This window comes from Amycolatopsis tolypomycina (assembly GCF_900105945.1).
GTDB lineage: Bacteria > Actinomycetota > Actinomycetes > Mycobacteriales > Pseudonocardiaceae > Amycolatopsis > Amycolatopsis tolypomycina.
Genome location: NZ_FNSO01000004.1, coordinates 6,469,504 through 6,494,643, shown reverse-complemented (window position 1 = coordinate 6,494,643; position 25,140 = coordinate 6,469,504). Strand labels below are relative to the sequence as shown.

Here is a 25,140-nt window from a genome sequence, read left to right as displayed (position 1 = left end):
TCGCGTGTCCTCACCGGCTTCATGGCGCTCTACCTGATCTACACCCTGGTTCCCCTGGCGTGGCTGGTGATCAACGCGTCCAAGACCCAGCCGGACCTGTTCTCGACGTCGGGGCTGTCCCTCGGCGGCACGTTCGCGCTGTTCGACAACATCGGCCAGACGTTCACCTACAACGACGGCATCTTCTTCCGCTGGCTCGGGAACACCCTGCTCTACGTCGTGGTCGGCGCCGGTGGCGCGACGATCCTCGCCACGGCCGCGGGCTACGGGCTGGCCAAGTACCGCTTCCCCGGCCGCCGCGGCGTGTTCGCCGTCGTCCTCGGGGCCGTGGCCGTGCCGCCGACCGCGCTGGCCGTGCCGACGTTCCTGATGTTCAGCAAGATGGGGCTGACCAACACGCCGTGGGCGGTCCTCATCCCGTCGCTGATCAGCCCGTTCGGCCTGTACCTGATCTGGGTCTACGCCGCCGACGCCATCCCCGACGAGCTCCTGGAAGCCGCGCGGATCGACGGCGCGGGCGAGATCCGGATCTTCCTCACCGTGACGCTGCGCCAGCTGGTCCCCGGGATCATCACGGTCTCGCTGTTCACGATGGTGCAGACGTGGAACAACTACTTCCTGCCGCTGATCATGCTCAGCGAACCGAAGTGGTACCCGCTGACCGTCGGGCTCAACCAGTGGAGCGCCCAGGCCAACGGCGCCGGCGCCCAGCCGATCTTCAACCTGGTCCTCACCGGGTCGCTGATCACGATCATCCCCCTAGTCGTCGCTTTCCTGCTCATGCAACGGTTCTGGCAGTCCGGGCTGAGCGCCGGAAGCGTGAAGCAGTAACCCGCCGTCACACCGCCGTGAAGGGACACCCGATGTCAAGAATCCGCACCCGCGCCAAGGCGTTCGCCGCCGTCGCGCTGGCCGCCGCGCTCGCGGTCGGCTGCTCTTCCGGGGGCACGTCCTCCGCGCCCGCCGCCGCCACCGGCACCCAGGACTCCGTCGACGCCGCGCTGAAGGCCGGCGGCGAGATCACGTACTGGAGCTGGACCCCGTCGGCCAAGGACCAGGTGGCCGCGTTCCAGAAGGAATACCCGAACGTCAAGGTCAACTACGTCAACGCGGGCACCAACAAGGACGAGTACACCAAGCTCCAGAACGCGATCAAGGCCGGCTCGGGTGCCCCCGACGTCGCCCAGATCGAGTACTACGCCCTCCCGCAGTTCGCGCTGACCGACTCGCTGGTCGACCTCAACTCCTACGGCTTCGGCTCGTTCGAGAAGGACTACAGCGCCTCGACGTGGACGCAGGTCAAGAACGGCAACGGGCTCTACGGTCTCCCGCAGGACTCCGGCCCGATGGCCCTGTTCTACAACAAGGAGGTCTTCGAGAAGTACGGCATCGCCGTGCCGAAGACCTGGGCCGAGTACGTCGACGCGGCGAAGAAGCTGCACACCGCCGACCCGACCAAGTACATCACCGCCGACACCGGTGACGCCGGGTTCACGCTGAGCATGATCTGGCAGGCGGGCGGCCACCCGTTCTCCGTCGACGGCCGGAACGTGAAGATCAACCTGGGCGACGCCGGCACCAAGAAGTGGACGTCGGTCTGGAACCAGCTGGTCGAGGGCAAGCTGCTCTCGCCGATCGCCGGCTGGTCCGACGACTGGTTCCGCGCCCTCGGCGACGGCACCATCGCGACCCTGCCCACCGGCGCCTGGATGCCCGGCAACTTCATCTCCTCGGTGACCGCGGGCAGCGGCAAGTGGGCCGTGGCGCCGATGCCGACCTACGACGGCCAGAAGGCGGTCACCGCGGAGAACGGCGGCAGCACCCAGTCCGTGGTCAAGCAGAGCAAGAACCCGGCGCTGGCCGCGGCGTTCGTGCGCTGGCTCAACCACGGCGGCGGCGTCCAGCCGTTCATCAAGAGCGGCGGCTTCCCGTCCACCACCGCCGACCTGACCTCGCCCGCGTTCGTCGACCAGGCCATGCCGTACTTCGGCGGACAGAAGGTCAACGAGGTGCTGACCCAGGCGTCGAAGGACGTCGCCCCGGGCTGGACCTACCTGCCGTTCCAGACCTACGCCAACAGCATCTACAGCGACACCGTCGGCAAGGCCTACCTCGCCAACACCGGCCTCGACGCGGGGCTGGCGGCCTGGCAGCAGGCGCTCGTCGACTACGGCAACCAGCAGGGCTTCACGGTCAGCGCCGGATGACCGTCCACATCGAAGGCGACGCGGGTCAGGTCATCGGCCCGGTCCCGCGTCGCCTCTTCGGCTCGTTCGTGGAGCACATGGGCCGGTCGGTCTACACCGGGCTGTACGAACCAGGACACTCCACATCGGACGGTCGCGGCTTCCGCGGCGACGTCCTGGAGCTGGTCCGGGAACTCGGGCCGACCGTGCTCCGCTACCCCGGCGGCAACTTCGTTTCCAGCTACCGCTGGGAAGACGGCGTCGGGCCGGTCGAATCGCGCCCGGCCCGGCTGGACCCGGCGTGGCACAGCGTCGAGTCCAACCGCTTCGGCCTGCACGAATTCGTCGCGTGGGCCGAAGCCGCGGGTGCCGAGGTGATGTACGCCGTCAACCTCGGCACCCGCGGCATCCAGGAAGCAGCCGACGTCCTGGAGTACTGCAACCACGCCGGCGGCACGGAACTGAGCGAGCGGCGGCGCGCCAACGGCGCCGACCGCCCGTTCGGCTTCAAGCTGTGGTGCCTGGGCAACGAGATGGACGGCCCGTGGCAGATCGGCCACAAGACGGCCGAGGAGTACGGCCGCCTGGCCGCGGAGACCGCGCGGCTCATGCGGATGATCGACCCCGACCTCGAGCTGGTCGTGGCCGGCAGTTCGCACGCCGACATGCCGACGTTCGGCTCGTGGGAGCGCACGGTGCTGCGCCACACCGCGGAGCTGGTCGACCACATCTCGCTGCACGCCTACTACCAGGAGCTGCACGGCGACACCGACAGCTACCTGGCCAGCGGCGCCGCGCTCGACCGCTACATCCGCACGACGGCCGGGGTCATCGACGAAACCCTCGCCGAGCTGGGGCTCGACAAGAAGATCGGGATCAGCGTCGACGAGTGGAACGTCTGGGACCTGCGCCGCTGGAACGAGGTCGACCAGGCCGAGCTGGCCGCGGGCGGCTGGCGGCACCACCCGCGGATCATCGAGGACACCTACACCGTCACCGACGCGGTCGTCGTCGGATCGCTGCTCAGTTCCCTGCTGCGCAACGTCGACCGCGTGACCATGGCGAACCAGGCCCAGCTGGTGAACGTCATCGCGCCGATCCGCAGCGAACCCGGCGGGCCGGCGTGGCGGCAGACGACGTTCCACCCGTTCCAGCGGGTGGCCGCGCTGGCCGGCGGCGCGAGCCTGCGCCTGTCGGTCGACGGCGACCGGCTCCGCACCGCGCAGCACGGCGAAGTCGACCTCGTCGACGTTGCCGCGACGGTCGAGGAATCCGGGCGCGGGGCGGTGTTCCTGACCAACCGCGCGACGGCGTCGCCGACCGAGGTCCGGATCCGCCTGCGTGGCGCCCGCTTCGGCGTGTACGCCGCCGAAACCCTGACCACACCGGACGGCGAGACCCGCCACACGGTGAACACCGCAGACTCACAACCGGTCCGGCCGGTGCCGCTACCCGGCGCCGCCGCGACGTCCGATCCCGGGGGGACGACGATCACCGTGACACTGCCACCCTTGTCCTGGAGCGTGCTCCAGCTGACCCCGCAGGCGGGCCCGCATGCCTGAGTTCGCCATCGGGGAGCACGACTTCCTGCTCGACGGCCGCCCGTTCCGCATCCTGTCCGGCGCCCTGCACTACTTCCGGGTGCACCCGGACCTGTGGGCCGACCGGATCGACAAGGCCCGGCGGATGGGGCTCAACACCATCGAGACGTACGTGGCGTGGAACGCCCACGCCCCCGAGCCCGGCACGTTCGACCTGACCGGCGGGCTCGACCTGGACCGGTTCCTGCGGATGGTCGCCGACGCCGGGATGTACGCGATCGTGCGGCCCGGCCCGTACATCTGCGCCGAGTGGGACAACGGCGGGCTGCCGGCCTGGCTGTTCCGCGACCCGTCGGTCGGGGTGCGCCGGTACGAGCCGAAGTACCTGGACGCCGTCCGCGAGTACCTCACGAAGGTGTACGAGGTCGTCGTCCCGCACCAGATCGACCGCGGCGGGCCGGTGCTGCTGGTCCAGGTCGAAAACGAGTACGGCGCGTTCGGCGACGACAAGCGCTACCTGAAAGCGCTTGCCGACCACACGCGCGAGTCCGGCATCACCGTGCCACTGACCACAGTGGACCAGCCGACGCCGGAGATGCTGGAGGCGGGCAGCCTCGAGGGGCTGCACCGCACCGCGTCGTTCGGGTCGGCCGCCGAGGCGCGGCTGGCGATCCTGCGCGCGCACCAGCCGACCGGGCCGCTGATGTGCAGCGAATTCTGGAACGGCTGGTTCGACCACTGGGGCGCGCACCACCACACGACGTCGGCCGCGGACTCGGCGGCGGAGCTCGACGCGCTGCTCGCCGCGGGCGCGTCGGTCAACCTGTACATGTTCCACGGCGGCACCAACTTCGGCCTCACCAACGGCGCCAACGACAAGGGCGTCTACCAGCCGCTGATCACGTCCTACGACTACGACGCGCCGCTGGACGAGGCCGGTGACCCGACGCCGAAGTACCACGCCTTCCGTGACGTGATCGCCCGCTACCACAAGGTGCCGGACACGGTCCCGCCGCCGGCCCGGCCCGCGCCGACGCCGTCCGGCGTGCTGCGTGACCCGGTCCGGCTGCTCGACGCCCCGGAGCGATGGGGCACCTGGGAGTTCCACGAGGACCTGCCCGCGTTCGACGAGCTCACGCCGATGCCGCAGCTCGCGCTGCTGCGGTGTGCCGTCGAGGGCGACCGGCCCGGCGTGCTGACCTTCGGCGAGGTCCGCGACCGCGCCACCGTGTTCTTCGACGGCGACCTCGTCGGCACCCTCAGCCGCGACCACCACGAGCGCGCGATCCCGCTGCCGCGCGCGGCCGGCGAGCTGCTGGTGCTGGTCGAGGACCAGGGCCGTGTCGACTACGGCCCGCGCATCGGCGAGGCGAAGGGCATCATCGGCGGGGCGGCGCTGCACGGCGAGCCGCTGACCGGCTGGGACGTGCTGCCGTTCGACCTGGCCGCGCTGCCCGCGCTGCGGCCTTCGTCGCCTTCGCCGGTGGCGGGTGCGGTGGCCGGTCCGGTGGTGCTGCGCGCCGAGATCGACGTCGACGAGCCCGCCGACCTGTTCCTCGACACCGGGGAGTGGGGCAAGGGCGTCGCGTGGCTCAACGGGTTCGCGCTCGGCCGCTACTGGCGGCGCGGCCCGCAACGCACGTTGTACGTGCCGCGCCCGGTGGTCCGGGCCGGCGCCAACGAACTGGTCGTGCTCGAACTCGGCACGATGCTCGACCCCGCGGCCCGGTTCGTGCCGCGGCCGCTGCTGGGCCACACCGAGGCCTGAGAAAGTCCCCACCGCACCGAAGGGCAGTTCGACGATGAACTTGCGGCGTTTGCTCACCGTCCTTTGTGTACCGTTGATAGGCGGCGCGGTCGTTGCCGCACCGGCGGAAGCGGCCACCACGGTGACCGTGAAGCCGGACCCGACCTACCGGCAGCAGCCGTTCGACGGCTGGGGCGCCAGCCTGGCCTGGATGGCCGAGGCGACCGGCGGCTACCCCGACGCCATCCGGAACAAGCTGGCGGACCTGGTCTTCGGCCCGGACGGGCTGAACCTGAACATCGCCCGGTTCAACGTCGGCGGCGGCAACGCCCCCGACGTCCCGTCGTACCTGCGTGCGGGCGCCGCGGTGCCGGGCTGGTGGAAGGCGCCGGCCGGCACCACCCGCACCGACAAGGACTGGTGGACCCCCGGCGACCCGGCCGAGTTCGACCCCAAGGCCGACCCGAACCAGCGCTGGTGGATCGACAAGATCAAGAAGCAGGTCACGAAGTGGGAGGCGTTCAGCAACTCGCCGCCGTACTTCCAGACCGTCTCCGGCTACGTCTCGGGCGGCTTCAACGCCACCGACGAGCAGCTGCGCACCGACAAGATCGGCGACTTCACCGCGTACATGACGCAGGCCGTGCGCGCCCTCGAAAAGGCGCACGGCATCAAGTTCGCCTCGGTGAACCCGCTGAACGAGCCGAACACCAACTACTGGAAGACCACCCTCGGCGCCGACGGCAACCCGACCGGCGGGCGGCAGGAAGGCGCGCACATCGGCCCGGCGGTCCAGTCGCAGCTGATCCCGGCGATGGCCGCGGCCCTGAAGTCGGCCGGCTCGCGGGCGATCGTCTCCGCGCCCGACGAGACCAACCCGGACATCTTCGCCGCGGACTGGAACGGCTGGTCGGCCGACGCCCGCGCGGCGGCGGGCCGGCTCAACGTGCACACCTACGGCACCGGCAACCGGCCGGTCCCGCGCGACCTGGCCAAGGGCGCGGACAAGCCGCTGTGGATGAGCGAGGTCGGCGGCAGCTGGCTGGACCGCCAGGACTTCACGAACATGGACCCCGGCCTCGGCATGGCCAAGCAGATCACCGACGACCTGCGGCTGCTCGAGCCGAGCGCGTGGGTCAGCTGGCAGCCGATCGAGGACTACAACAACATGAAGCCGGGCGGCGAGTCCGCGGCCGGGATGAACTGGGGCGAGATCCAGGTCCCGTTCGACTGCCCGAAGAACGCCACCCTGCAGACGTGCCAGATCAAGACGAACACCAAGTTCAACACGATGCGCAACTTCACCCACTACATCAAGCCGGGTGACCGGCTGATCGGCGTGAACGACACCGCGTCGACGGTCGCGATGCGGGGCGAGGACCTGTCCGCGGTCGTGCACACCAACGCGGGCACCGACGACCAGGACGTCACGCTGGACCTGTCGGGCTTCCGGACCGTGCGCCCGGGCGCCTCGGTGACGCCGGTCGTCACCGACGTCAACGGGGCCCTGCAGCGCGGCAAGCCGGTGCGGGTGTCGGCGGGCAAGGCGACGCTGCGGGTGCCGGCGCGTTCGGTGACGACGTTCCTCGTGAACGGCGTCTCGTCGACGGCGGCCGGCACGGGCATCGGCTCGGGCAAGCCGTTCACCTTCACCGGGGTGCAGAGTGGCAAGTCGCTGTCGGCGGAGAACGGCACGCTGGTCCAGCGGACGACGGACGCTTCGGCGGCGTCGCAGCGCTGGACGCTCACCGACCGCACGGGCCGCTACGGCAACCGCGACCGGTTCACCATCACCAACGCGGGCACCGGCCAGGTGCTCAGCACGTCGGGTGGCGCGGTGACGCTGGCCGCGCCGGGCGCGTGCGACCCGGCGGCGCAGTGGACGCTGTCCACGACCGGTGACGGCACCTGGACGTTCGTCAACGCGGCGAGCGGGCAGCTGCTCGACGTCACGAGCGAGTCCCGTGAGGACGGCGCCCGGATCGGCCTGTACAAGCCGACCAACGGGCCCAACCAGCGCTGGCAGGCCATCGCCGGCTGAGTCTCAAGCGCCCCAATGTGGCGTTCGGTGCGTTGGACGCACCGAACGCCACATTGGGTGCGTTGGACGCAACGAACGCCACATTGGGGCGCTTTGGTCAGGCGGGTTTGAGCGGGTCGTGGCCGATCGACATCAGGCGGTGGCGCCAGTGGGCCTCGCCCGCCGTCGGCTCGAGGTCGTCGCGGCGCTCCGAGAGCACCCGGTCGACCACCTTCCGCATCACGTCGGCGTCGCGGTCGTCCACGTCGGACCGCCGTTTGCGCAGGACGCCCAGGACCTGGTGCCCCGTCGGCGGCCCCGCTTCGTCGGGGAGCGGCTCCGTCTCCGGGCCCGCGTCGCGGGTGCGCAGCCAGTCCTCCAGCTCGCGCGAGGTCATGTTCACCACCCGGTGGAACTCCGCCCACAGCTCGTCGTCAACAGCCGGATTGTCCATCTTCGTCGGCTACCCGGCGCGGCCTCCGCCAAACCGGCGGTCCGTGGCCGGTAGAATTCGTTCGGACCCGTTGAAACGCCAGCGGTGGTCTCTGTTGACGCTGCTGGCGAGCTCGATCCCGTGCTCGCCGCTTGACGCATGGGAGGGGTGGGCCTTGCCGACCACTGGCGACGGCATGGCGGAGCGGGTCGACGAGCTGAACGCCGTCCTGGCGGACCTCGTCGGGGTCCTCGAATCGATGTCCGACACGCCCGGCCTGCTCGACGCGGTCTGCGGCGAGGCGGTCCGGGTGGTCCCGGACGCGGACCTGGCCAGCATCATGGTCGTCCGCGACGGCGTGACGCAGACCGCGGCCTTCACCGACGAGCGAGCCCGGCGCATCGACGACGTCCAGTACGCGGCGGGCGACGGCCCCGGCCTGCTCGCGGCACTGACGGGCGAGGTGGTCCGGGTGGCGGTCGCCGAGACGGGCGACCAGTGGCCCGAATTCGTGGCGGCGGCCAAGGAACTCGGCGTGGGCAGCTACCTGGCGGTCCCCCTGCGGGTGGACGACACCCTGGTGGGCGCGATCACGCTGTTCGGCTTCGAGACCCACGGCTACCACGAGTTCGACACGAAGGTGCTACGCCTGTTCACGTTGTGCGTGGAGACGGTGCTGCGGCTGACGCGCAGGTACCGCGAAGCGCGCCGGCTGGCGGACGAGCTGCGCAACGCGATGGAGACCCGGGCGGTGATCGAGCAGGCCAAGGGCATGCTGATGCTGATCCACCGCGTCACCGAGGACGCGGCGATGCACCGTCTGATCGTGGAGTCCCAGCACACGAACATCAAGCTGCGCGACGTGGCGGCGCGGTTCACGAAGCGGATGAGCTCGGCGGACGGAGGGCCGGCCCGGCACTGAACAAACGCGTTCGACGTCCAGCCGCTCGAGGACGGCGAGGTGGGCCGGCGACGAGCTGCTCGCCGACGTCGGCCGCGGCCGACGGGCCGGCCCGCCGTCCGCCTGGTCTACGGAACCGACCCCCTCGGCGGCGTGCACCGCCACCAGAACCACGAGTTCCGCCCGCGCGCCGAGGTCCGGTCACCCGCGGAGGTCCTCCGTTCGGCCACCTCGACGGTGGAGCACTCCCACCAGATCATCCAGGGTGGCGAAGTGGTCTCCGGCCGCCACCTGGCGGACCCGGGACGGCATGCCCAGCCGGTGATCGCCGCCAGGGTGGTCAAGGGCCGTCCGGTGGTCAACCACGCGCAGGCGACGACCGCGGCCGGTTCGGCGGGCCCGTGGCCGGTCAGGGTGAGGTGACCGAGGCGGTCGCCGAGCAGCAGACCGGTCGAGCGGATCGGGACGGCGGCCAGGGTGAGCCCCGGGAGCCGGTCGAAGAGCCCGGCCAGCGCGGCGCGGCCGTCGGCTTCGCGGGACCGGGCCGGGGTGATCACCGCGTCGGCGAGCGAAGCCCGGTCGTCCGGAGCGCCGGTGACCACCGTGCCTTCGTGGTGGCCGCAGGTGTAGTGCCACGTCGTGAGGTCCGCGGGGCGGGCAGTCATGCCGTCACCGGTTTCGGCAGCGGGACAGGGGCAACCGGGACGGCGTGCGCCGGTTCGGGAATGCCCAGCAGCCGGTACAGGGTGCGGCGCAGGATCGTGCCGGCCTCGTCCGGGCGGGAGGTCAGGAGGCCGCGGACGACGTCCGGCAGCCCGGCGGCGTCGCGGGCCTCCCTGGCGGCGCGCAGCTGGGGCCGCAGCGGCCGGCCGGGCTGCCAGCGGGGTGCGTGCCGGGCGAGGACCTCGGCCGGGGTGCCGCACAGGAGTGGCTGGCCGGGGTCGCCGGCCAGCAGGATCGACGCGCCTGCCGCGGCGCCGTACCCGGTGACGGATCCGTAGTCCCCGAGCACGTGGTCGGCGGCGACCAGTGCCGCGCGCCACCCTTCTTCCGGTGGCAGCAGGACGAGCCCGGAACGGAGGGCGGCGGCCAGCCAGGAGCGGATCTGCCAGGTCCCGTGGTGCGCCCAGATCGCGGGGTGCAGTACCCCGACGACCCGGTAGCCGTCCCGCGGGAGCGCCGCCAGGACACGGTCGAACAGATCAGGGTGACGGCCGAACGCCGACCGGGGGGACCAGGTCGAGGTGACCACGACGACCTGATCGTCTTCGGTGGCGCCGAGGGCGTGCCGGTACCGGTCGCGGTGAGGCAGGCTGGCGGTGATGCGGTCGAGGGCGACGTCGCCCGCGACGACCGCGGTGGGCAGGGCGCGCGGGCAAGCCTCGGCGAGGAGTTCGCGCTCGCGGTCGTGGACCAGGACGAGCGCGTCCGCGCGGACCCGGCCTTCGCGCACCAGCTGGTCGGGCCCGAGACCGAGCTGCGGGTCGTGGCGCCGCGCCACGGCGAAGGGCGGGCGCCAGGGCCGGTACTGCCCGAGCCCGCCGCCGTGCGGGACCAGCACCACGGGGGCGGTGAAGTCGTCGATGCCGCGGGTGCTGCCGGCGAGGACGAGGTCGACGTCGCTGCGGCGGGCCTGCGCCCACGGCAGCACCGGGCCGCCCTGTGCGCGCAGGAATTCGTGGGTGGCCTGCCAGTTGTCGCCGCCTTCGGGATCGGTGAACGCGACTTGGACACGGTGGTCGGCTTCGAGCAGGGGCAGCAGATCCAGCAGCCGTGCACCGGCGACGACGTGCGGGACGAGCACCAGGACGGACTTCGTCCCGCAGCGGGTCGCCCAGTGCGCGTCGGTGCGTCCGATGGGGCTGCGCAACCACGTACCGGCGGTCATCGCGATCCTCCTCGTGTTTTGTCCAGTTGTTGTCACGAAGGTGGAGGGCGCGGTTCACAAAAGCCTTTCGGCCTGCGGTTTTGTCGGTTGACAATCGATCAAAAATGACGGTCATCCAGGTCGTCGCAAGGGTTCTGACGTGGTTATTCGCGGATGACAATGGAAAAATGCCCGGGGGGTGGAGCGGTTGGCGGGTGACCGATCCAGGGCGAAGGGGGACCGCGTGGAAATCGCGTTCGGAATTCTCGGGCAAACGGCCATGCTGCTGCACGGGAAAGTGGATGTGAAGTGGGCTCACCCGCGATCGAGGCAGGTGCTCGCCGCCTTGCTGACGTCCCCCAACCAGCGGTTCCCGGTCGACGCGGTCGTGGACTGGGTGTGGGCCGAGCACGAGAACGCGCCGCGAGGAGCGCTGGCCACCCTGCACCAGAACGCCGTCCACCTCCGGCAAGCCCTGCAGAAGAGCGGAATCCCGGCGCGCGTCGGGGTCGGGAAGAACGGGTGCGTGGTGGAGATCGACGAGGCGCTGGTCGATCACCGCGCGTTCGCCCGCGGGATGGCGCGGGCGCGCGAGCTGCGTGATCGCGGCGACCACCGGCGGGCCCAGATCGAGGCACAGGCGGCGGTGCGGCTGTGGCGGGACGATCCGCTGGCCGACCTGCGGACGCAGCGGGCCGACGACTGGCGTGCGCAGTGGACGCGCGGCCATTGGCTGCCTGCCAACGCTTTCCTCGTCGCCGAGCTGCTCGCCGTCGGGCATGCGGACGTGGCGCTCGGCAGGCTGCTGGAGCTGGAGCACGCGCATCCGCTGGAGCTCAGCCTGGCGAAGCTGCGGTTGCGGGCCCTGGCCGCAACGGATCGCCCGGACGAGGTGACCGAGTTCTACTTCGCCAAGCGCCGCGAGTACCGGGACATCGGCGAGCTGCGTGCCGCGGACGAGCTGCGGGCCGTGCACGACGAGGTCATCTCGGGTGACGGTGACTTCCCGCGCCCGGCCGTGCAGGTGCGCGCCGTGGCTGCTGCCGAGGAGCCGGCCGGGCAAGCCGTGTGGCACGTGCCCCCCGACTGCGACGGGGTCGAGGGGCGAGCCGAACTGCTCGCCGAACTCGACGCCTTCACCTCCGATTCGAGCGGTGCGTCGCGCCGGGGCGTGGTCGTGGTGACCGGGGGACCGGGCGTGGGCAAGTCCACGGCGGTCGTGCGCTGGGCGCACCGGGCCCGGCGCCGGTTCCGGCACGGCGTCGTCCTGCTCGACCTGCGGGGCGACGGTCAGGCGACGTCCGCGAACAGCGGCGAGGTCGTGGACACGCTGTTGTCGCTGCTGGATTTCCCGGTCGACCAGGTGGTGAACCCCGTGGCGAGAGCGGCGAAGCTCTCGGCGCTGCTGCACCAGCGGTCGATGCTGGTGATCCTCGACAACGTGCGTGGCCGCGAGCAGGTCGCCCCGCTGCTGGGCGTGCTCGACGCCTGCACGGTGCTGGTGGTCTCGCGGTGGCGGTTGCCGTCGCTGGCCGCGACGGTGTCCCCGCCGGTGGTCACGGTGCCGCCGCTGGCCGTGCCGGACGCGACCGCGCTGCTCGACCGCAGGATCGGCCGACGGGCCAGGGACGACCGTGCCGGGGTCGCCGAACTCGTGCGGGTGTGCCAGGGGAATCCGCTGGCGCTCACGTTGGTGGCCGATCGCGCCGCGGCGCGCGCCGGCATGCTCCTGTCGACGCTGGCCGGGCAGCTGCGGGACGCGGACATGCTCTTGGACCTCGGGTACGAGGGAGACGCGCTCCAGCGGAGCCTGCGCGCGGCGTTCACGGCGTCCTACCAGGTGCTGGGACCCGGTGAGCGACGGGCGCTCGCGGTGATCGGGGCGCACCCCGGTGCGGAGGTGACGGCCGAAGCGGTGGCAGCCGGGGACGGGCGCCCCTTGCCTGCTGTTCGCCGTTCGCTCGACGTCCTGGTGGCGGCCCACCTGCTCGAGCACCCCAGCGACCTGGACCGCTACCGCGTCCACGACCTCGTGCACGCCTACGCCGCCTCGGTCGCCGAGCAGCTGGCCGACGGTTCGGCCGTGCGGCGCCGGCTGTTCGATTTCTACCTGGTGATGGCCTACGACGCGCACCGCCTGGTTTTCCCGCACAAGCCGCCGCCGCGGCTGCCGGTGAGCCGGACGCACCCGGGGGCCGGCTTCGGCAGTGCGGCGCTGGCCCGGCAGTGGGTGGTGCGGGAAAAGAACCTGCTGCTGGAAATCGCCGCGGCCGGTGGCAGTGAAAGCGCTTACCTCCCCGCGTTGTTCGCCGAGCTGATCACCGAAATGGGTTTCTACGCCGACGCGGTCAGCTGCCTCACCGGGGCGATCCGCAGCATCGACGAGGTCCTCGCCGAAGGTGGGGAGTCGGTTCCGGAGCTGCGTCAGGTGCTCGGGTCGCACCTGAACGACCTCGCGGTGGTGTTGATGCACATGGGAGAAGAGGGGCAGGCGGAACACCACCTCCGGCGTGCGCTGGCACTCGCGGAGACCGACGGTTTCCCACTGGGCCGGATCGCTTCGACGCTGAACCTCGCCCGGTGGCACCTGCGGGTCGGCCGGGCACCGGAGGCCGCTGTGCTGTGCCGGTTGGCGCTGCAGGTCGCCTACGAACTGGCCGAGCCTTCGTTGTGCGCGGCCGCGGCCCACCGGCTGGCGAACGCGCTGGTGGCGGCGGGTGGGTTCGAGCAGGAGGCGCTGGACCTCTACGCCGAGGCGCTGGAACACCTGTGGAAGTCCGAGGACGGGACGGCGCGGTTGCAGATCCACACGGCGCTGGCCGCGCTGCTCACCGATCTGGGGCGCCTGGCCGAGGCGGACGACCAGTGCCGGCGAGCTTCGGAACTGACCCCGGTGTGCCTGAACCTGCCGGCGGTGATGAAGCTGAACACCGTGCTGGCCCGGTTGCGGCACCGGCAGGGCAATGCCCGGGCTGCGTTGTGGTATGCGCACCGTGCGGTCGAGCTGGCCGACCGGACCCGCCACGCCACCGGCCAGGCCAGGGCGTTGTCGACGCTGGCGGCGATCCTGCGCGACCACGGGAACCGAGAAGACGCGAGGGCGTTGTGGGTACAGGCGGCGGAGCTCTACCGGGGGCGGGCACGAACCAGGCGTGCGGCGGAGGTCGAGGAGTTCGTCGCCGAGCTGGATGCCTCGGAGCCGGTCATCCCGGCCGCCCGCGACGGCGAGCGTGACACGGTGGCGATGCCGCCACCGCGGTTGCGGCGCAACCGCTAGGTTCCCCCGAACCGGCGTTCCGCGGACCGCCACCCGAGGAGTCCGCGACAGGCGGAGCCGGCAACAGCCTGGTGCGACGCGTGTTCCGGCGCGGTTGTGTCCACAGTGGAATATTCGGCCCGATCGTGCGCTGGTGTTCCGGACGGCGTGGCGACCATGCTGGGGGCATGCGCCCGATTTGCTCGTGCCGGCAACTCGGCTTCTCCGGCCGCTCGTGTGCGACGGCCCACATTGACGTCATGACCGTCGCTCGAGCCGGTCCTCCCTCAGGGACAGGCCAACCGCACGGGGAGCGGAACCAGCCATGAGCGTACGTGAGGAACGACCGCCACCCGGTTGGCGGTGTACCCGCCGACATCGATGTCGTTGGGTGGGATACGGACCGCGTGACACGCGAGCCAGCGACCTCGGCCGCGTTCCCACGTACACGGATCAGCTGGTCGGGGCGGCGATGATCTGGTGAGCGACGACCACAGAGACACGCGTCCTCCCGAGCCCGTTCCCACGGAGATCCCGGCCGACCTCGTTCGGTACCTCGTGGACCGGTACGCCGCCGGGGAAACGATCGAAAGCCTGGTCGCGCGGCACCCCTACAGCTATCGCAAGATCCGCGTCGCCCTGCTCGACGCGGGGGTCACCCTGCGTCCACCGCGGATCCCGCTGCCGCCCACCCCGCCCGGGCTGGTCAACGCCTACCTCGACGGGCGGTCGATCCGCCAGCTCGCAAAGACCTACGGCATGTCGTACAACCAGACACGCAACGTCCTCCTCGCGGAAGGCGTCGAACTCCGGCGGCGGGGGCAGCCGTGACTCCGGCCACGCCGGGCTTCGTCAGCACACTGTGAAGCCCGGCGCAACTCGCCCCCGGTAGGGTGGTCGCAGGCGGGTCAGCGAGCCATGATGATCCACCAGAACGGCATCAGGTGCGTCAACGGCTTCTCCTTCCATCGCTCGGGACCGGAAGCCGCTCGCTCCGCTGCCGGATGAGGTGCAATCTTTGCCCTCGTGGGTCGTGCGGTGGTCAAGGGGACCTCGTTCGGTTGTCATTCGTTGGTGTGGTCGAACCGTAGCGTGTCGGACGAGGTCCAATCAAAGCGGGGTGTCATTCGATCGTGTGCCACGTTCGAGCAAAAGCCACCCAAAGGCCTGACCAGGCAAATCCGCCTCGAATTCAACTTGCGGGTCGCCATTGGACAGTCCACAGTAGAGCTTCGATGTCCGGATGATCTCTTCTCTGGCAACGATGCGTCGTTCGCCCGGGTCGACATGGGCGCCACGAAGCTGCTCGCAGTGGATGGCTTTAGCTCGAACGAGGAATTTCTATCACCTGTTGGGGTGGCGATAGCGCCTCACTCGCCACCCCCTGAAAGAAAAGTGAATGATTTTCACCCCAATGGGTGGCGGGCTACCAGTTCCGCACGGCGGGGGCGTACCCCACCGGCTTGTCGCCGATCTTCAGCTCCGGGCTGACGATCCAGTTCTGGTAGGCCGGGGTGAACATGCGGTACACCGACTCCGGCGGGACCGCGCTCGCCTCGTCGAGCAGGGTGCGCAGCTCGGCCGGGATCTCGAAGTCCAGTGCCGCCATGCTCTTGCCGAGCTGGTCGGCGCTGCTCGCGCCGACGATCGCCGCCGCGATGCCCGGCTGGGTGGCCACCCAGTTGATCGCCACCTGGGCCATCGTCACGCCCAGCTTGCCCGCGACCTCTTCGAGGGGGCCGAGCAGCTGCGGGGTGCGCTCGGGCCCGTCGCTGAGCCGTCCCGTGCCGCCGTCGCGGTACTTGCCGGTGAGGATGCCGCCGGCCAGCGGGCTCCACGCCGTGACGCCGAGGCCGAGGCTCTGGGCCATCGGGACGTGCTCGGTTTCGATCTGCCGCTCGACCAGCGAATACGGCAGCTGCAGGTTCACCATCGGCGCCAGGGAATGCGCTTCCGTGAGGCTTTGCGCCCGCGCCGCGTACCAGCTCGGGACGTCGGACAGGCCCGGGTAGCGGATCTTGCCCGCGCGGACGAGGTCGTCGAACGTGCGCACCACCTCCTCGACCGGGGTGATCCGGTCCCAGGTGTGCAGCAGGAAGACGTCGACGTGGTCGGTGTCCAGCCGGCGCAGGGACGCCTCGAGCGCGCGGATCATGTGCTTGCGCCCGTTGCCGCCGGCGTTGGGGTCGGCCGGGTCGACGCTGTTGGTGAACTTGGTGGTGAGGACCACGCGGTCGCGGATCTTCGCCTCGGCGATCAGCTTTCCGAGTATCGTCTCGCTCTCGCCCGCCGTGTAGAAGTCCGCCGTGTCCACGAAGTTGCCGCCTTCGTCGACGTACTTCCGGAAGATCGGGCGGGTTTCGTCGAGGGTTTTGCCGTAGGCGGCGTGGAAACCGCCGGTGCCGAAGTTCATGGTGCCGAGGGCGAGCCTGCTGACGCGCAGGCCGGAGCGGCCGAGGAGGTAGTACTGGTCGAGTGCCATGACCTCAGCGTGCCGAGCCATTTTTGGACCCGCAAGTCCAGTCCGCGAGCGCCCTGGGGGTGACGCTCGCGGACCGGAGACTCAGCGGCAGCGGTAGCTCGACGCCGTGGCCGGGTCACCGCCGGTGTAGCGCGAAACCCGCGGGTACGCGCACAGGTCGCGCGTCTTGCCGTCCGCGGACGCCGCCGCCAGCGTGGCCGGCGCCTTGCCGTGCTCGACCCAGTCGACGAGCGCGCCCAGCGCGTTCGTCGGCTCCGGGCCGCCACCGCCGAAGCAGTGCTCGACACCCGGCGCGAGGAACAGCCGGTAGAAGTCGTTGACCCGGTGCGCGCCGCCCATCGTGCGTTCCACCTGCGTGCGGTAGGACAGCGTGCCGCCCGGCGGGATCAGCTGGTCGTTCGCGCCGACGAACGTGATCAGCTTGCCGCCGGCGCGGCGGAACGCCGACAGGTCGGGATCGGACGTGCCGATGACGCCGTCGTACTCCCGCACCGACTGGCGGAACAGGGCCGCGAACTGCGCGTACGTCAGCTTCGAGGTGTCGAAGTCGGCCTGCTTCTCCAGGAACGACTGCACCCACTTGACGGCCACCGGGAAGCCCGGCGCGGTCAGCGTGCCGTCGGGACCCGGCTGGGTGCCGGCCAGCCAGGTGAAGTCCGCGCCCTTCGGCAGCCCGGCCCACAGCCGGCGGCCGCGCTCGTCGGTCGGGCCGGCCCAGATCTTGCGGACGACCTCGGCGTCCGCGGCCGTGACGGTGACCTCGCGGCCGTCGCAGGCCAGCTTCGTCCCGACGAGGGTGCGCGGGTCGTAGCTGCACTCGTCGGGCCGGTCGACGATGCCGTTCGTGACGCCGTCGCGCGCGTCGCACGCCTGGACCGCGGCCGTGCGGAACGCCGAAAGCACGCAGGGGCTGGGGAAATCGTGGCTCTGGTTCATCACGACCTGCGGCCACAGGGTCGCGACCGCGAACTGCGTCCAGTCGACGGCGGGCGCGTTGGCCAGGATGCCGTCGAAGTCCTTCGGGTAGTTCTGCGCCTCGGAATAGCCCTGGCGGCCGCCGGTCGAGCAGCCCGTCCAGTAGGAGTAGGAGATCGGCCGCTGGTAGTACCGCTGCGTGACGGCCTTGCCGAGCACGGCTTCTTCGTGCACCGACCGGGTGGCGAAGTTGGTCAGCAGCGTCTGGTCGACCTGGCCGTCCTTGAGCGCCCAGGACGTGTCGAGGCCGTTCAGGGACACGCCCGCGTCGGTGGTCACGGCGGCGTAGCCGTCCTTGACCGCCTGGGGGAGCGCGTCGAAGTTGCCGGCGGCGTAGGCGCTGCCGCCGAGGGCCTGGAGCCGGCCGTTCCAGCCGGTGTCCGGCAGGGCCACGGCGACCTTGACGTGGTCCGCGCCGGTGTGGGTCAGCGTGACGGTGATCAGGCAGTACGACGGCTGGGCCCCGGCTTGGGAGTCAGCCTGCACCGATTCGATCTTGGCGCCCGGCGGGGCGGGCACCGCGACGGCGGCGCACGGGGTCGTCGAGGTCGCTGCCGAAGCGGCCGGCTGCGTGACTGTGGTCAGCAGGAGCGGCACGGCGGCGGCGAGTAGGAGGCCCTTCTTCGAATATCTCAGCATAGATCTCTCCGGTCGCTGAACGTGACGGGGGAACGCTAGGGGCGCCGGCCGCGGCCGCGCGCCCGTCGGATGACGCTGCCGCTGTACGTCACTCGGCCGTGAGCTGCGGAAACGCGGGTTGGGTAAGGTCGTTTCCATGGCGCTGATCGGACGGGACACCGAGCTGAAGGAGCTGGGCGAGCTCGTCGACGGCCCGGAGGACCGCAGCGGCGTCGTGATCCGCGGCGAGGCGGGCATCGGGAAGTCCGCGCTGGTGGCCGAGACGGCCGCGGCGGCGTCGGTCGCCGGGTTGCGGGTGCTGCGGACGACCGGTGCCGAGGCGGAGCGGAACCTCGCCTACGCCGGGCTGCACCAGTTGCTGTACCCGGTCCGGGCCGGGGTCGCGAACCTGCCCGAGCCGCAGCGGGACGCCCTGCGGACGGCGCTGGGGCTGGCGTCGGGGGCGGAGCCGAGCGCGTACCTGGTCGGGCTGGCGGCGCTGACGTTGCTGGCCGAAGAGGCCGTGGCCAAGCCGCTGCTGCTGGTGGCGGAGGACGCGCACTGGCTGGACCGCGCGAGTGCGGACGTCCTGGCGTTCGTGGCGCGGCGGATCGAGGCCGAGCCGATCGTCCTGGTGGCGACCCTGCGGGACGGGTTCGAGTCCCCGCTGCTGGAGGCCGGCCTGGCCCCGATGGTGCTGGACCGCTTGCCGGCCGACGCGGCGGCGGAGGTCCTGGACGCGGTGGCGCCCCGGCTGGCCCCACCGGTCCGGACGCGGCTGCTGGCCGAGGCGGCGGGACTGCCGCTGGCGCTGACGGAACTGCCGTCGGCGGTCGGGGAGCTGGACGGGCTGGACCCGGTGCTGCCGCTGACGGAACGCTTGGAGCGCACGTTCACGGCGAGGGTGGCGGCGCTGCCCGAGGTGACGCGCACGGCCCTGCTGGTGGCGGCGCTGAACGAGACGACATCGTTGACAGAGACCCTGACGGCGACGGGCACCCTGCTGGGGGTGGCCGCCGATCCTGCTGTCCTCGCCCCTGCCGTCGAGGCGCGGCTGATCGAACTTTCCGCCGGGGCCGTCACCTTCCGGCATCCCCTCATGCGGTCCGCGCTCCCCGCCTCCGCCACGCCCCTCGACCGCCGGAACGCTCACCTCGCCCTCGTCGACGCCCTCCGGGACCAGCCCGATCGCCGCGCCTGGCACCAGGCCGCCGCCTGTGCCGGGCCGGACGAAACCGTGGCCGCCGCGCTGGTGCGCACCGCCGAGCGGGCCCGGTTCCGGGGTGGTGCCGCCGCCGCGATCAGCGCCCTCGAACAGGCCGCGCGGCTGAGTCCCGACACCGGCGACCGGACCGACCGGCTGCTGCTGGCCGCCGAACTGGCCGTCGAGTCCGGGCGGCGGGAAACCGCCGAACGTCTCGTGCACGCCGCCAACCCCGCCGATGCCCGGCGGCGAGCCACCGCGGGCCGGCTGCTCAGCGAGTTCGAAGACGGCGTCCGCGAAGACCCCGCCCGCGTCGCCGAGCTCGCCCGGACCGCCGCCGCCGTCGCCGCCGACGGGCAGCACGACGCCGCCCTGCGGATCCTCTGGAGCGCCGCCATGCGCTGCTTCTGGACCGAACCCGGGCCCGAAGCGAGGCAACAGCTCCTCGACGTCGCCGACCGGCTGCCCGTCCCCGGCGCCGACCCGCGGATCGTCGCCGTCACCGCGTACGTGGCTCCTTTCGAACGCGGCGAGGCCGTCCTCGGGCACCTGCGGGACCTGGTCTCCCGGACCGGCGCCGACCCCGAGGTCGACCGGTACCTGGGCAGCGCCGCCCTGCAGGTCGGCGCCTTCGACCTCGCCGCCCGGTTCTCCGCCGCCGCCGCGCCCGGGCTGCGGGCCCAGGGCAGGCTCGGGCTGCTGCCGCGGGCGCTGGCCGTGCAGGCGTGGAGCCGCGTCCGCCTCGGCGACCTGGCCGGGGCCGTGCCCGCCGCGGCGGAGGCCGTGCGCTTCGCCCGGGAGACCGGCCAGCCGTTCATGGCCGGGTTCGCCACCGCGGTCCAGGCCGAGATCGCCGCCCTGCGCGGCGACCACAAGCAGGCCAAGACCCTGGCCGACGAAGCCGAACGCGCCGGGCTCGCGGCCGGCGCCCGGCCCGTGCTGGCCACCGTGCAGCTGACCCGCGGGCTGACGAACCTGAGCGAGGGCCGCTTCGAGGACGCCTTCGCCGACCTGCGGCGGCTGCTCGACCCGGCCGATCCCGCCTACCAGCCGGCGTTGCGCGCGTACTGCGTCCCGGAACTCACCGAAGCCGCCGTCCGGGCCGGGCAGACGGACGCGCTGCGGGACGTCGTGGCCGCACTCGAGGCCCTCGGCGCCCCGGCACCCGCCCTGCGGATCGGCCTCCGGTACGCCCGTGCCGTGCTCGACCCGAGCGACGAGCGGTTCGCCGAAGCCCTCGACGCCGACCTGACCGGCTGGCCCGCCGAACGCGGCCGCGTCCACCTGGCGTTCGGCGAGTGGCTGCGGCGGCAGCGGCGCGTCGTGGAATCGCGGACGCACCTGCGCACCGCCCGCAAGACGTTCGACGCGCTCGGCATGGCCGCGTGGGCCGACCGGGCCCGGCGCGAGCTGCGCAGCGCGGGTGAGTCGAGCCCGAACCGCGGCCCGGACGCTCGCGACAAGCTGACCCCGCACGAGCTGAGCATCGCGCAGCTGGCCGCGGAAGGGCTGACGAACCGGGAGATCGGGCAGCGGCTCTACCTTTCGCACCGCACCGTCGGCACCCACCTGCACCGGATCTTCCCCAAGCTGGGCGTGAGCTCCCGCGCCGACCTCGCCGGGATGCTCAAGACCCTCGAAGGGTGACGTACACCGGCTGCGTCACCTGACGGGCGCGAGGGTCACCAACCTGCTCCTAACGTCGTGAAAGTCCCACCCACGTTCGGCGCAGGAGCAGCACATGATCAGCAGGAGAAGGTTCGGGCAGACGGTCGCGGCCGGGCTCGCGGCGACGTCCTTGGCGGCCTGCTCGTCGGGCACCTCCGCCACCGCCCCCGCCGCGGCGCCCGCCCCCGACCTGCGGGCCGGGTCCGGGGAACACACCTCGCTCGGGCCGGTCAAGCACGCCGACGCCGGCGTGCTCACCATGGCCTACCACGAGTTCGGGCCGGCCGGCGGGCAGCCGGTGGTGCTCCTGCACGGCTGGCCGTACGACCCGTACAGCTACGTCGACGTCGCACCGATCCTGGCCGCCGCCGGCCACCGGGTGATCGTCCCCTACCTGCGCGGCTACGGCCCGACGGCGTTCAAGTCCGCCGAGACCGTCCGCAACGGCCAGCAGACGGCGGTCGCGCTCGACGTCGTCGCCCTGCTGGACGCGCTCAAGATCGACAAGGCCGTCTTCGGCGGCTACGACTGGGGCGGCCGGACCGTCGACATCATCGCCGCGCTGTGGCCGGAACGCTGCACGGCGATCGTCGCGGTCAGCGGGTACATCGTCACGAACCTGGCGGCGAACCAGAAGCCACTGGCCCCGCAGGCGGAACTCGGCTGGTGGTACCAGTACTACTTCGCGACCGAGCGCGGCCGCGCCGGCTACGCGGCGAACCGCCACGACTTCAACAAGCTGATCTGGAAGACCGCGTCCCCGGCCTGGAAGTTCGACGACGCGACGTACGACCGCAGCGCGGCGGCGTTCGACAACCCGGACCACGTCGCCATCGTCATCCACAACTACCGCTGGCGCCTGAGCCTCGCCCCTGGCGAGCCGCAGTACGAGGCGTACGAACAGAAACTGACCGCCGGCGCGACCATCGGCGTCCCGGCCATCACGATCGGCAGCGACTTCGACGGCGCGGCCAAGGACGGCGCGGCCTACCGCGCCAGGTTCACCGGCAAGTACGAACACCGCGTGTTCGACGGCATCGGCCACAACGTGCCGCAGGAAGCGCCGCGGCCGTTCGCCCAGGCGATCGTCGACGCCGCCCGGATGTGAAGAAAGGGCCCGGGAGACCGGGCCCCTTTTTCAGCGCGTCGCGCGGTGGATGACGTCGACCACGGCGCCGGGTGCGGCCGAGGCGATCGCGTGCGGCGAGTCGACCTCCGTGATGGACGCGTGCGCGCGCCGGGCCTCGAACCGTTCCGCCGCCGGGGGAATCGCCTGGTCGCGGGTGGCGACGAGAGCGTACTTCCGGATGCCCGCCGGCGCGGTGGCGGTGACCTTCTCGGGCCGATGAGCGACCCCGGGAACTGCGCGTTGAGCTGCCCGGCCGTCTCACCCGCCTCCGGGATGAACGCCGCCGCGTAGACCAGGGCCCGCACGTCGGCCGTGCGGCCGGCCAGCTCGCTGATCAGCAGGCCGCCGTACGAGTGCCCGACGAGGATCTTCGGTCCCTTGACCGCGTCGAGCACGCCTTGCAGCGAAGCGACGTCCGCGGCGATTCCCCGCAGCGGCACCGCGGGCGCGACGACCGACCGGGTAGTGCTCGGCCAGCAGCCGCCGGGTCACCGGCGCCCACGCGGACGCGTCCTCGAACGCGCCGTGCACCAGCACGACCGTCGGCTTCGGGGCCGAAGGCGCGGCGGCGACGCCGGGGGAGGCGGCGGTGAGCACGCCTGCCCCGGCGACCGCCACCGCCGCGAGGGCGGTGAGGGTGCGCTTCATCAGGCGACCGTCGCGTCGAGGGTGACCTCGATGTTGCCGCGGGTGGCCTTCGAGTACGGGCACACCTGGTGCGCGCCCTGGACGAGCTCGTCGGCGGTGGCCTGGTCGATGCCGGTCGCCTCCAGGTGCAGCACCGCGCTGAGCTGGAACTCGCCCGCGTCGGTGTCGTGGTGGAGGGTCACTTCGGCGACCACGGCGAGGTCGTTCAGCGGCACCTTCTTCGCGCCCGCGACGCGGCGGACGGCCCCGACGAAGCAGGACGCCCAGCCGGCGGCGAACAGCTGCTCCGGGTTGGTGCCGTCGCCCGCGCCGCCGAAGGCCTTGGGGACGGCGAGGGTGACGTCGAGCGCGCCGTCGTCGGAGGTCGCGCGGCCGCCGTTGCGACCCTCCGCGGTGGAGGTGGCGACGGCGGTGTAGGTCACTTCGGACATGGTGTTCCTTTCAGCGGGTGACTCCACCACGCTAGGAATCCCGAAGTACCCGCGGCGACCGTCGCTCGACGTCATCCGTGTACGTCACCGGGACGGGGGTAACCGGCCCGGATGCGCATCGTGGTGACCGGAGCGACCGGCAACATCGGAACCGGAGTCGTGCGTGCGTTGCGCGCCGATCCGCAGGTCGAAACCATCGTCGGGCTCGCCAGGCGGCCGGCGGAGGGGGTGGTGCCCGCCGACGTCGAACGCGACGACCTCGTACCGCTCTTCCGCGGTGCCGACGCCGTCGTGCACCTGGCGTGGCTGTTCCAGCCCACCCGGCGTCCCGAGCGGACGTGGCGCGCCAACGTCCTCGGCTCGCTGCGGGTGTTCGAGGCGGTGGCCGCGGCGGGCGTGCCCAAGCTCGTCCACACGTCGTCGATCGGGGCGTACTCGCCGCGGGAGGACGATGAGCCGGTCGGCGAGGACTGGCCGACGCACGGCTGGCCGGGAGCGGCCTACACGCGCGAAAAGTCTTATCTGGAAAGGTATCTGGACGCGTTCGAGGCGCGGCACCCGAAGCTCGACGTCGTCCGGCTGCGGCCCGGGTTCGTCTTCCAGCGCAGCGCCGCGACGGCCCAGCGCCGCCTGTTCGCCGGGCCGTTCCTCCCGGGTTCGCTGGTGCGGCCGGGGCTGATCCCGGTCGTCCCGGACGTGCGCGGGCTGCGCGTCCAGGTGGTGCACACCGACGACCTGGCCGACGCCGTCCGCCGGGTGGTGACGCGCCCGGTGCGCGGGCCGTTCAACATCGCGACCGGCCCGGTCGTGGATCCCCGGTTCGTGGCGGACCTGCTGGGCGCGCGCACGATCCCGGTCCCGGCGGGGGTCGTCCGCGCGGCGGTGGACGCGGCCTGGCGGCTGCACGCGGTGCCCGCCAGCCCGGGCCTGTTCGACGCGGTCATGCGGCTGCCGGTGCTCGACACGAGCCGTGCGGAGTCCGTATTGGACTGGCAGCCGCGGCACGACGCCGCGTTCGCGCTGAAGGAGTTCCTCGCGGGGCTGCGCGCGGGTGCCGGGGCGGACACGGCTCCGCTGGCCCCGGACCGCCACCGGCTCCACGAGATCGCGACGGGCGTGGGCCGCGAGCCCTGAGTCAGTGGCCCTGCTTCTCCGGCTCGGGGTACTGGCCGCGGGCCCGGTCGGCCGCCGCGGTGGCGACCCCCGCGGCGATCATCGCCACGCCGAGACCGAGGTGCAGCCAGTCGGCGGCGTTGTCGAGCGGGATGAAGTTGGCCGGGCTGTCGTGGTCCATCGCGAGGCCGAACACCCACAGCAGCACGTAGATCCCGCCGCCGATCATCAGGAAGGCCCGCGAACTCCCGTTGGCGCGGGAGGCGAGGACGCCGAGCACGCCGAACAGCAGGTGGACGAGGTTGTGCAGCACCGACACGGTGAACACGCCGAACAGCTGCGCGCCCGACTCGTGGCCGGCGAACTTCAGCGCGTCGTAGTCCACGGTGATGCCGGGGACGAACCCCAGCACGCCGACGAGCAGGAACGCGGCACCGAACAGCAGGGCGGCGGCCCGGGCGGTGCTCCGCCGGGGCCGGGCGTGGACGTCCGTCATGGCGCCGGGCTACCCGCCGCGGGCCCCGGCAAACGCCTCAGGCGAGCTCGGCCGAGACGACCGACGGCAGCTCACGCAGCCGGTCGAGCAGGGGACCGGTCTCGTCGGCGGCCAGCAGGACGGCGCAGACCATGCTGCTCTCGCGGACGCCGTCCTTGACGTCGACGGACAGCTCGTGGACGGGCCGGCCGCCGAGGGCACCGACGAGCGCGGGGACCTCTTCGGCCCCGCCGACGAAGTAGGTGGCGATCCGGCGGCGCAGCAGCATGGCGGAGCGGGGTGCGGGAACGGCGAAGGAAGTGGACATGGCTGATCTCCTGTGTGGAAGGAACGAGATCGGGGCCAGGTCCCGGAAAAATGCGGTCGTCGACGCAGCGCGCCGGCGACCTGGGTTCAGCCGGCGCGCCGGGTTACGAGTCGCGAGG

Annotated in this window: 19 protein-coding genes and 1 pseudogene; 11 read left to right on the top strand and 9 right to left on the bottom strand. The window is 71.9% G+C overall.

Annotated features, from left to right (window positions below; translation table 11 throughout):
- Window positions 1-21: 21 nt before the first annotated feature.
- The 5 genes from BLW76_RS39260 (at window position 22) to BLW76_RS39240 (ending at window position 7,515) form a co-directional block, all read left to right on the top strand.
- Entirely contained in the window at window positions 22-831 is an 810-nt protein-coding gene (locus BLW76_RS39260; protein WP_091320433.1) for a carbohydrate ABC transporter permease, read from the top strand.
- Window positions 832-863: 32 nt separating this feature from the next.
- Window positions 864-2,207 carry an ABC transporter substrate-binding protein gene (locus BLW76_RS39255; RefSeq protein ID WP_091317045.1) on the top strand — a complete coding sequence of 448 codons (1,344 nt, stop codon included), beginning with the start codon at window positions 864-866 and terminating at the stop codon, window positions 2,205-2,207.
- The gene (gene arfA / locus BLW76_RS39250; protein ID WP_091317043.1) at window positions 2,204-3,748 is read left to right on the top strand and encodes an arabinosylfuranosidase ArfA; all 1,545 of its coding nucleotides are present in this window, start codon (window positions 2,204-2,206) and stop codon (window positions 3,746-3,748) included. The genes BLW76_RS39255 and arfA overlap by 4 nt, the downstream gene beginning before the upstream one ends.
- Window positions 3,741-5,495, top strand: coding sequence for a glycoside hydrolase family 35 protein (locus BLW76_RS39245; RefSeq protein WP_091317041.1), 1,755 nt, complete (start codon window positions 3,741-3,743; stop codon window positions 5,493-5,495). Before arfA ends, BLW76_RS39245 begins: the two co-directional genes overlap by 8 nt.
- 121 nt (window positions 5,496-5,616) lie before the next feature.
- A complete protein-coding gene (locus BLW76_RS39240) occupies window positions 5,617-7,515 on the top strand; it encodes an RICIN domain-containing protein (RefSeq protein WP_244170525.1) in 1,899 nt (632 codons plus the stop codon).
- A gap of 97 nt (window positions 7,516-7,612) precedes the next feature.
- Here BLW76_RS39240 and BLW76_RS39235 read toward each other — a convergent pair whose 3' ends face one another.
- A complete protein-coding gene (locus tag BLW76_RS39235; RefSeq protein ID WP_091317038.1) occupies window positions 7,613-7,948 on the bottom strand; it encodes a DUF3140 domain-containing protein in 336 nt (111 codons plus the stop codon).
- A 175-nt stretch (window positions 7,949-8,123) separates the two neighbouring features.
- On the opposite strand from BLW76_RS39235, the gene BLW76_RS39230 reads away from it, so the two are divergent.
- Window positions 8,124-8,849, top strand: coding sequence for an ANTAR domain-containing response regulator (locus tag BLW76_RS39230; protein ID WP_167385061.1), 726 nt, complete (start codon window positions 8,124-8,126; stop codon window positions 8,847-8,849).
- Window positions 8,850-8,956: 107 nt separating this feature from the next.
- On the opposite strand, the gene BLW76_RS49025 is transcribed toward BLW76_RS39230, so the two are convergent.
- On the bottom strand, window positions 8,957-9,493 hold the full coding sequence (locus BLW76_RS49025) for a hypothetical protein (protein ID WP_167384570.1): 537 nt from the start codon (window positions 9,491-9,493) through the stop codon (window positions 8,957-8,959).
- Window positions 9,490-10,716 (bottom strand): hypothetical protein, encoded by a 1,227-nt coding sequence (locus BLW76_RS39220; RefSeq protein WP_091317033.1) that lies wholly within the window; start codon window positions 10,714-10,716, stop codon window positions 9,490-9,492. Before BLW76_RS39220 ends, BLW76_RS49025 begins: the two co-directional genes overlap by 4 nt.
- A 223-nt stretch (window positions 10,717-10,939) precedes the next feature.
- Here BLW76_RS39220 and BLW76_RS39215 point away from each other — a divergent pair, with 223 nt between their 5' ends.
- Together BLW76_RS39215 and BLW76_RS39210 are read left to right on the top strand one after the other, a co-directional pair.
- Window positions 10,940-13,972: an AfsR/SARP family transcriptional regulator gene (locus tag BLW76_RS39215; RefSeq protein ID WP_143060771.1), complete on the top strand. Its 3,033-nt coding sequence runs from the start codon at window positions 10,940-10,942 to the stop codon at window positions 13,970-13,972.
- Between the two features lie 459 nt (window positions 13,973-14,431).
- Complete coding sequence (locus BLW76_RS39210) at window positions 14,432-14,782, top strand: helix-turn-helix domain-containing protein (RefSeq protein ID WP_143060770.1); 351 nt, start codon at window positions 14,432-14,434, stop codon at window positions 14,780-14,782.
- A 595-nt stretch (window positions 14,783-15,377) separates the two neighbouring features.
- On the opposite strand, the gene BLW76_RS39205 is transcribed toward BLW76_RS39210, so the two are convergent.
- Both BLW76_RS39205 and BLW76_RS39200 read right to left on the bottom strand, forming a co-directional pair.
- On the bottom strand, window positions 15,378-16,433 hold the full coding sequence (locus tag BLW76_RS39205) for an aldo/keto reductase (RefSeq protein ID WP_091317028.1): 1,056 nt from the start codon (window positions 16,431-16,433) through the stop codon (window positions 15,378-15,380).
- 81 nt (window positions 16,434-16,514) lie between these two features.
- Entirely contained in the window at window positions 16,515-18,047 is a 1,533-nt protein-coding gene (locus BLW76_RS39200) for a tannase/feruloyl esterase family alpha/beta hydrolase (protein ID WP_091317027.1), read from the bottom strand.
- Window positions 18,048-18,183: 136 nt separating this feature from the next.
- Between BLW76_RS39200 and BLW76_RS39195 the strand changes: the two genes are divergently transcribed.
- Entirely contained in the window at window positions 18,184-20,877 is a 2,694-nt protein-coding gene (locus BLW76_RS39195) for an ATP-binding protein (RefSeq protein ID WP_091317025.1), read from the top strand.
- Window positions 20,878-20,971: 94 nt separating this feature from the next.
- Window positions 20,972-22,006 carry an alpha/beta fold hydrolase gene (locus tag BLW76_RS39190; RefSeq protein ID WP_091317023.1) on the top strand — a complete coding sequence of 345 codons (1,035 nt, stop codon included), beginning with the start codon at window positions 20,972-20,974 and terminating at the stop codon, window positions 22,004-22,006.
- A gap of 119 nt (window positions 22,007-22,125) precedes the next feature.
- Here BLW76_RS39190 and BLW76_RS50860 read toward each other — a convergent pair.
- Both BLW76_RS50860 and BLW76_RS39180 read right to left on the bottom strand, forming a co-directional pair.
- A pseudogene (locus BLW76_RS50860) lies at window positions 22,126-22,422 on the bottom strand (alpha/beta fold hydrolase); the annotation flags it as partial.
- Window positions 22,423-22,674: 252 nt separating this feature from the next.
- A complete protein-coding gene (locus BLW76_RS39180) occupies window positions 22,675-23,106 on the bottom strand; it encodes an organic hydroperoxide resistance protein (protein WP_091317019.1) in 432 nt (143 codons plus the stop codon).
- Window positions 23,107-23,217: 111 nt separating this feature from the next.
- On the opposite strand from BLW76_RS39180, the gene BLW76_RS39175 reads away from it, so the two are divergent.
- Window positions 23,218-24,240, top strand: coding sequence for an NAD-dependent epimerase/dehydratase family protein (locus BLW76_RS39175; protein WP_091317018.1), 1,023 nt, complete (start codon window positions 23,218-23,220; stop codon window positions 24,238-24,240).
- Between the two features lies 1 nt (window position 24,241).
- On the opposite strand, the gene BLW76_RS39170 is transcribed toward BLW76_RS39175, so the two are convergent.
- A complete protein-coding gene (locus BLW76_RS39170) occupies window positions 24,242-24,715 on the bottom strand; it encodes a DUF4383 domain-containing protein (RefSeq protein WP_091317016.1) in 474 nt (157 codons plus the stop codon).
- A 37-nt stretch (window positions 24,716-24,752) separates the two neighbouring features.
- On the bottom strand, window positions 24,753-25,022 hold the full coding sequence (locus BLW76_RS39165; RefSeq protein ID WP_091317015.1) for a hypothetical protein: 270 nt from the start codon (window positions 25,020-25,022) through the stop codon (window positions 24,753-24,755).
- Window positions 25,023-25,140: the final 118 nt, after the last annotated feature.